The sequence below is a fragment of the Bradyrhizobium sp. SHOUNA76 genome (assembly GCF_023006445.1).
Lineage (GTDB): Bacteria > Pseudomonadota > Alphaproteobacteria > Rhizobiales > Xanthobacteraceae > Bradyrhizobium.
Window position 1 is genome coordinate 1 of record NZ_JALBHA010000480.1, and the last position, 4830, is coordinate 4830.

The following is a 4830-nucleotide window of genomic DNA, read 5'->3' on the forward strand; positions in this document are numbered from 1 at the left end:
GTCCGTGGTCCAGCCCTTGGCCTTCAGATCCTTGGCGCGCTGCTCGGCGGCGGCCGCCTGGGCCAGCACGCCGGTCGCTGCGGTCTGTTCGGCCAGCGCCTGCTCGGCCTGGAGCTTCAGATCGACCTCGTCGAGGGTGGCCAGCGGCTGGCCGATCTCGACGGTCTGGCCGACTTCAACCAGACGCTTTGCAACCTTGCCGGCGACGCGGAAACCGAGGTCACTCTCGATTCGGGGCCTGACGGTGCCGACGAAGCTGCGCTCCGGGGTCTCGGCATCATAATGCGCGGTTGCGACCAGAACCGGCCGCGGGGGCTCAGCCTTCTCGGCGACGGTATCATTGCACCCGGCCAGCGAAGCTGCCATCAGGGCCAGCGAAACTCCGGCCAACAGCTTGGAATAGCTCGATAAAACCGACCGGACGAACATCGAAGGACACTCCTGCATCTCGGATGAGAGGAATGTCGACTAATCACTGATAAAAGTCAATAATCGTCAGTCATCAGGAATCCGTGATCGTTAAGGGGTGGTAAGGACGCATAGGCGGTTGCTATGGGGGTGCTATTGTAGGGTGGGCAAAGCGGAGCGTGCCCACCGCCTCTGTCATTGCAGGGCAATATGGTGGGCACGGCGCGAAGAGCGCCTTGCCCACCCTCCGAAACTCGCCTCACCGCCGCTGCTCGACAAACTCGTGCTTGGTGTCATGGCCGCCCACGAACACCAAAATGCCGGCGATCAGCGGCAGCGCGGCAAGCACCAGCAGACCGGTTGAGGTCTGCCCCGTGGCTTCCTTGACCCAGCCGATCAGATAGGGCCCGCCGAAGCCGGCGAGATTGCCGATCGAGTTGATCAGGGCAATGCCACCGGCGGCCGCGGTGCCGGAGAGCCAGGCGGTCGGCAGGGTCCAGAACACACCGAAGCAGCAGAACACGCCGATCGCGGCAACCGTCAGCACCACCATCGTCATGGTCGGATCGGTGAGATAGCTGGAGACGGCGAGCGCGACGGCGGTGAGCAGCAGCGGCGCACCGACATGCATCACGCGCTCGCGCGTGGCATCGGAATGCCGCGCCCACAGGATCATGGCGATGGTGCCGAACAGATACGGGATCGCGGTGACGAAGCCGGTCTGCGCATTGGTCAACCCGAACGCCTTGACGATCTGCGGCAGCCAGAACTGCATGCCGTAGAGCGCGCCGACGAAGCCGAAATAGATCAGGCTGAGCGCGATCACCTTGGGCGAGGACAGCGCTTCGCCCAGCGAGAAATGCTTCACCGCCTGCTTGGCCGCGATCTCCGAATCGAGCTTCGCCTTGAGCCACGCCTTCTGCTCGGCCGAGAGCCAGTCCGCCTTCTCCGGCCTGTCGGTGAGATAGAACCAGGTGACGATGCCGAGCAGCACGGACGGAATGCCCTCGATGATGAACAGCCACTGCCAGCCCTTCAGGCCCATCATGCCGTCGAGCCCGAGCAGCAGGCCGGAGACCGGTGCACCGATCACGGTCGAGACCGGCACGGCGACGGCGAAGGCGGCGAGGAAGCGGGCGCGATATTCGGCCGGGTACCAATAGGTGAGATAGAGGATGATGCCTGGGAAGAAGCCGGCCTCGGCGACACCGAGCAGGAAGCGAAGGACGTAGAAGCTGGTGACGCCGCTGACGAGCGCCATCAGCGCGGAGATGATGCCCCAAGTCACCATGATGCGGGCGATCCAGCGGCTGGCGCCGAATTTCTCCAGCGCCAGATTGCTCGGCACCTCGAAGATGAAATAGCCGATGAAGAAGATGCCGGCGCCCCAGGAGAAGATCAGCGGCGTGAATTTCAGTTCCGCATTCATGGTCAGCGCGGCGAAGCCGAGATTGACGCGGTCGAGATAGGAGAAGAAGTAGGCCAGCACAAGGAACGGAATCAGGCGCCAGGAGATAGCGCGAATCGTCGACGTCTCGATTTCGCTCTTGGCATTCTTGGCACCGCCGGCGGAACCGGCATAGGTGGTGGTCTGGCTCATGGCTTTCCCCGGGTTGTTGCTTTTCTAGGGCTGGGCGCGGTTTTGAGCATCGCGGGCAAAGAGTCAATGGAGCGAGCAATGCGCGCAGCGCAGTCGGATAAACCTGTTGCGCCGTTACGGACATCGCTGATCCGCGCCGCCCTCGCCCTCGCGGTGATCGTCTGCGGATTGTCCCTGCGCTGGTACGGCTTTCCATTCGGCCTGCCTGCCTTCGTCGTGAAGTATGGCGGCTCGCTATTGTGGGCCACGATGGTGTTTCTGCTGGCCGGGGTCTTGCTGCCGCAGCTGTCGCGCAGCCAACTCACAGCCATCGCGGCGGCCATCGCAGTCGTCGTGGAATTCTCCCGGCTGATTCACACGCCATGGCTCGATGCATTCCGGCTGACGACGGCCGGCGCGCTGCTACTCGGGCGTATCTTCTCGCTGTGGAATTTGGTGGCGTATGCAATGGGGATTGCGTTCGGCGTTTTGGCCGATCGGGTAACTACAGTGCACGGTCTCGTAGGGTGGGCAAAGGCGCCTTAGCGCCGTGCCCACGATTTCTCTCCACGGGAGACGGGCGTGGGCACGCTTCGCTTTGCCCACCCTACGAGACCGGTGTTTTGCAACTCACTCCGCCAGCTGAAACCGCTCGAAGCGATCAAGCTCATCCTCGATCACCCGCTTGAGCTCCTTGCGCCCTGCCGTCTTCTTCCCCTGCCCGACCCAGGTCCATTTCTGCATCAGCAGCTTCTTGGCCTGCCGGTCCGTCTTCAGGTCGAGCGCCGCGACGATCTCGTCGCCGACCAGCACCGGCAGCGCAAAATAGCCGAGCTTGCGTTTCGCCTTCGGCACATAGGCCTCGAACAGGTGGTTGTAACCGAAGATGAGATTGGTGCGCTTGCGCTGGATGATCAGGGGATCGAACGGCGAGAGGATGTGGACGAGATCGGGCGACACGTCATGCGGCTCGAGCGCGGCGGGCAAGGCCCAATGCTCCTGCTTGCCGGCGCCCTCGAGCGCGATCGGCACGAGTTCGCCGCGGCGGACGCGCGCGGCGATCAGGCTCGCGACCGCCTTCTTGCGCGGCGCATCGAGATGACAGATCGAATCGAGGCTCACCACCCCTTGCGACCGCAATGCGCGGTCGAGCAGATAGGACGAGATCTCCCTTGCCGAGGCGGGCCTCGGCAGCTTGTCCCAGCTGAAATGACGCGTCATCAGCTCGTAAGTCTTGAGCATGCCCTGCCGCTCGCTGATGGTCACGGCGCCGGTATAGAAGGCAAGCTGCAACGCCCGCTTCGAGGGCTTGCGGCTCTGCCACAGGTGCTCCTTCTCGGTGAGCACGTCGTCCTCGATGTCGCGGATCGTCAGTGGACCGGCACGCACCAGCCGCATCACCTTGCGCGTGTCGGCCGGCTTCACCGAGGCGAACCATTTGTGCCCCTCGCGGCGGTGCTCGCGCATCGCCGGCAGGAAGAAACGGAAGTCGTCAGCCGGAACGTAAGAGAGCGCGTGTGTCCAATATTCGAACACGCGTTTGTCGACGCTCTGGGCGTGGCGCAGATCGGCGCGGCGGTAGGACGGGATACGGCTGAACAGGATATGGTGATGGCAGCGCTCGATGACGTTGATGGTGTCGATCTGCACATAGCCGAGATGAGCCACCGCGTCCGCGACGGCCTGCGCTCCGTCGCCGAACGGGGCGCGCTGATCCAGCCGCTGGGCGTGCAGCCAGATCTGCCGGGCCTGTGTCGTGGTGAGGGAGAGCGGTTTTAGAGCGCGGGACATTACGGGACGCAATGTAGCGGGATTCGCGCCGGGAGAAAGCAGCGGACCTGAAACAACCAAGGAAAAAGAAGCCGCGCTGCCATCTGCTGACAGCGCGGCGGTTTCGATGCGGGCCAGGCCTACTTCGCCGTCATCGCCTTTTGCGACTTCATGTAGTGCATGCAGGCGCTCTTCATCTTGCCATTGCTCATGTCGGTGTTGGCCATGGCCATTTCCTTGTTGGACGCCATCTTGGCCGGGGAGTCGGGCGTGCCGCCCATCGCGGCGGCGGACTTCATCATGTTGTCCTTGGTGCACGCCATCATTGCCGCGGATGCGGGTGACAGCGAAAGCGTGAACGCGACAAAGGTTGCGGCCATGAGCAAGGTCTTCATCGAAACGTCTCCTCCATAAAACGAAACCGGCGTCATACCGGCCTTCGCAATTACGTATTCTCCAGCACAGACGTTTCGCGGAGAAGACAATTTTCTTGCTGCGATGCAAAGACGGTGTCTCAGCGGCCATCCCTCGGCGCCTTGGGCCGGTCACCGAGGCTTCCGGTGGCGACATCCGGCTCGCACAAGGCCCTGCCGCGCCCCTCCGCCTGGCAGCGATAGACGTTGCCGGTGAGGCGGTCGACTAGCCACATGTTCTCGTCGGTCGGCGCTTCGATCCCGACATAGCGGGAGGTCAGCCCCGTGATCAGGGTCGACAGCAGGATCGCCACCGCGATCATCGCCGCGCCGATGTAGATGGGCATGGAGTTCAGAAAGGCTGTCCGATCCGGCGGGCCGCTACGATAAAACTGATAATCACTCGGCCTAGGCACTGGATGGAACTCGGCTCCCCTCGGGTTGTCGGATCAAAAGTCCTGCTAGCCGCGCATCTAGCCTAATTCTTGTTCGCAGGCGGACCATCGCGGGACGGCTTTGCGACGATCAGTGTGCAAGGGTTTCTGGAACGAAGCGGCGGCCCGAACAACCCGCCCATCATACCTCCGAACAGACCGCCGGCGGGACCGCCCGTCGGAGCGCCACCGCCGCCGCTATGATAGCGCCGGCCGCCACCGCCGG

6 protein-coding genes are annotated in these 4830 nt (G+C 63.3%); 1 reads left to right on the plus strand and 5 read right to left on the minus strand.

Going from position 1 to position 4830, the window contains the following annotated elements; all coding sequences use genetic code 11:
- The coding region (locus tag MOV74_RS31285) for a biotin/lipoyl-binding protein (RefSeq protein ID WP_246930784.1) at positions 1-429 on the minus strand (429 nt) is incomplete at its 3' end.
- A 238-nt stretch (positions 430-667) separates the two neighbouring features.
- On the minus strand, positions 668-2008 hold the full coding sequence (locus MOV74_RS31290) for an MFS transporter (protein WP_246930786.1): 1341 nt from the start codon (positions 2006-2008) through the stop codon (positions 668-670).
- A gap of 78 nt (positions 2009-2086) precedes the next feature.
- On the opposite strand from MOV74_RS31290, the gene MOV74_RS31295 reads away from it, so the two are divergent.
- Positions 2087-2533 (plus strand): DUF2809 domain-containing protein, encoded by a 447-nt coding sequence (locus tag MOV74_RS31295; protein ID WP_246930788.1) that lies wholly within the window; start codon positions 2087-2089, stop codon positions 2531-2533.
- An 84-nt stretch (positions 2534-2617) separates the two neighbouring features.
- On the opposite strand, the gene MOV74_RS31300 is transcribed toward MOV74_RS31295, so the two are convergent.
- The 3 genes from MOV74_RS31300 to MOV74_RS31310 all read right to left on the minus strand — a co-directional run bounded on the left by MOV74_RS31300 (position 2618) and on the right by MOV74_RS31310 (position 4517).
- Positions 2618-3778 (minus strand): winged helix-turn-helix domain-containing protein, encoded by a 1161-nt coding sequence (locus MOV74_RS31300; protein ID WP_246930791.1) that lies wholly within the window; start codon positions 3776-3778, stop codon positions 2618-2620.
- A 119-nt stretch (positions 3779-3897) separates the two neighbouring features.
- Positions 3898-4152 carry a hypothetical protein gene (locus tag MOV74_RS31305; protein WP_246930793.1) on the minus strand — a complete coding sequence of 85 codons (255 nt, stop codon included), beginning with the start codon at positions 4150-4152 and terminating at the stop codon, positions 3898-3900.
- A 119-nt stretch (positions 4153-4271) separates the two neighbouring features.
- Positions 4272-4517 (minus strand): hypothetical protein, encoded by a 246-nt coding sequence (locus MOV74_RS31310; protein ID WP_246930795.1) that lies wholly within the window; start codon positions 4515-4517, stop codon positions 4272-4274.
- Positions 4518-4830 lie beyond the last annotated feature (313 nt).

Coding starts and splice junctions, on each gene's coding strand:
- MOV74_RS31305 (WP_246930793.1), bottom strand. CDS start 4,152: ATGAAGACCTTGCTCATGGCCGCAACCTTTGTCGCGTTCACGCTTTCG.
- MOV74_RS31300 (WP_246930791.1), bottom strand. CDS start 3,778: ATGTCCCGCGCTCTAAAACCGCTCTCCCTCACCACGACACAGGCCCGG.
- MOV74_RS31290 (WP_246930786.1), bottom strand. CDS start 2,008: ATGAGCCAGACCACCACCTATGCCGGTTCCGCCGGCGGTGCCAAGAAT.
- MOV74_RS31295 (WP_246930788.1), top strand. CDS start 2,087: ATGCGCGCAGCGCAGTCGGATAAACCTGTTGCGCCGTTACGGACATCG.
- MOV74_RS31310 (WP_246930795.1), bottom strand. CDS start 4,517: ATGCCCATCTACATCGGCGCGGCGATGATCGCGGTGGCGATCCTGCTG.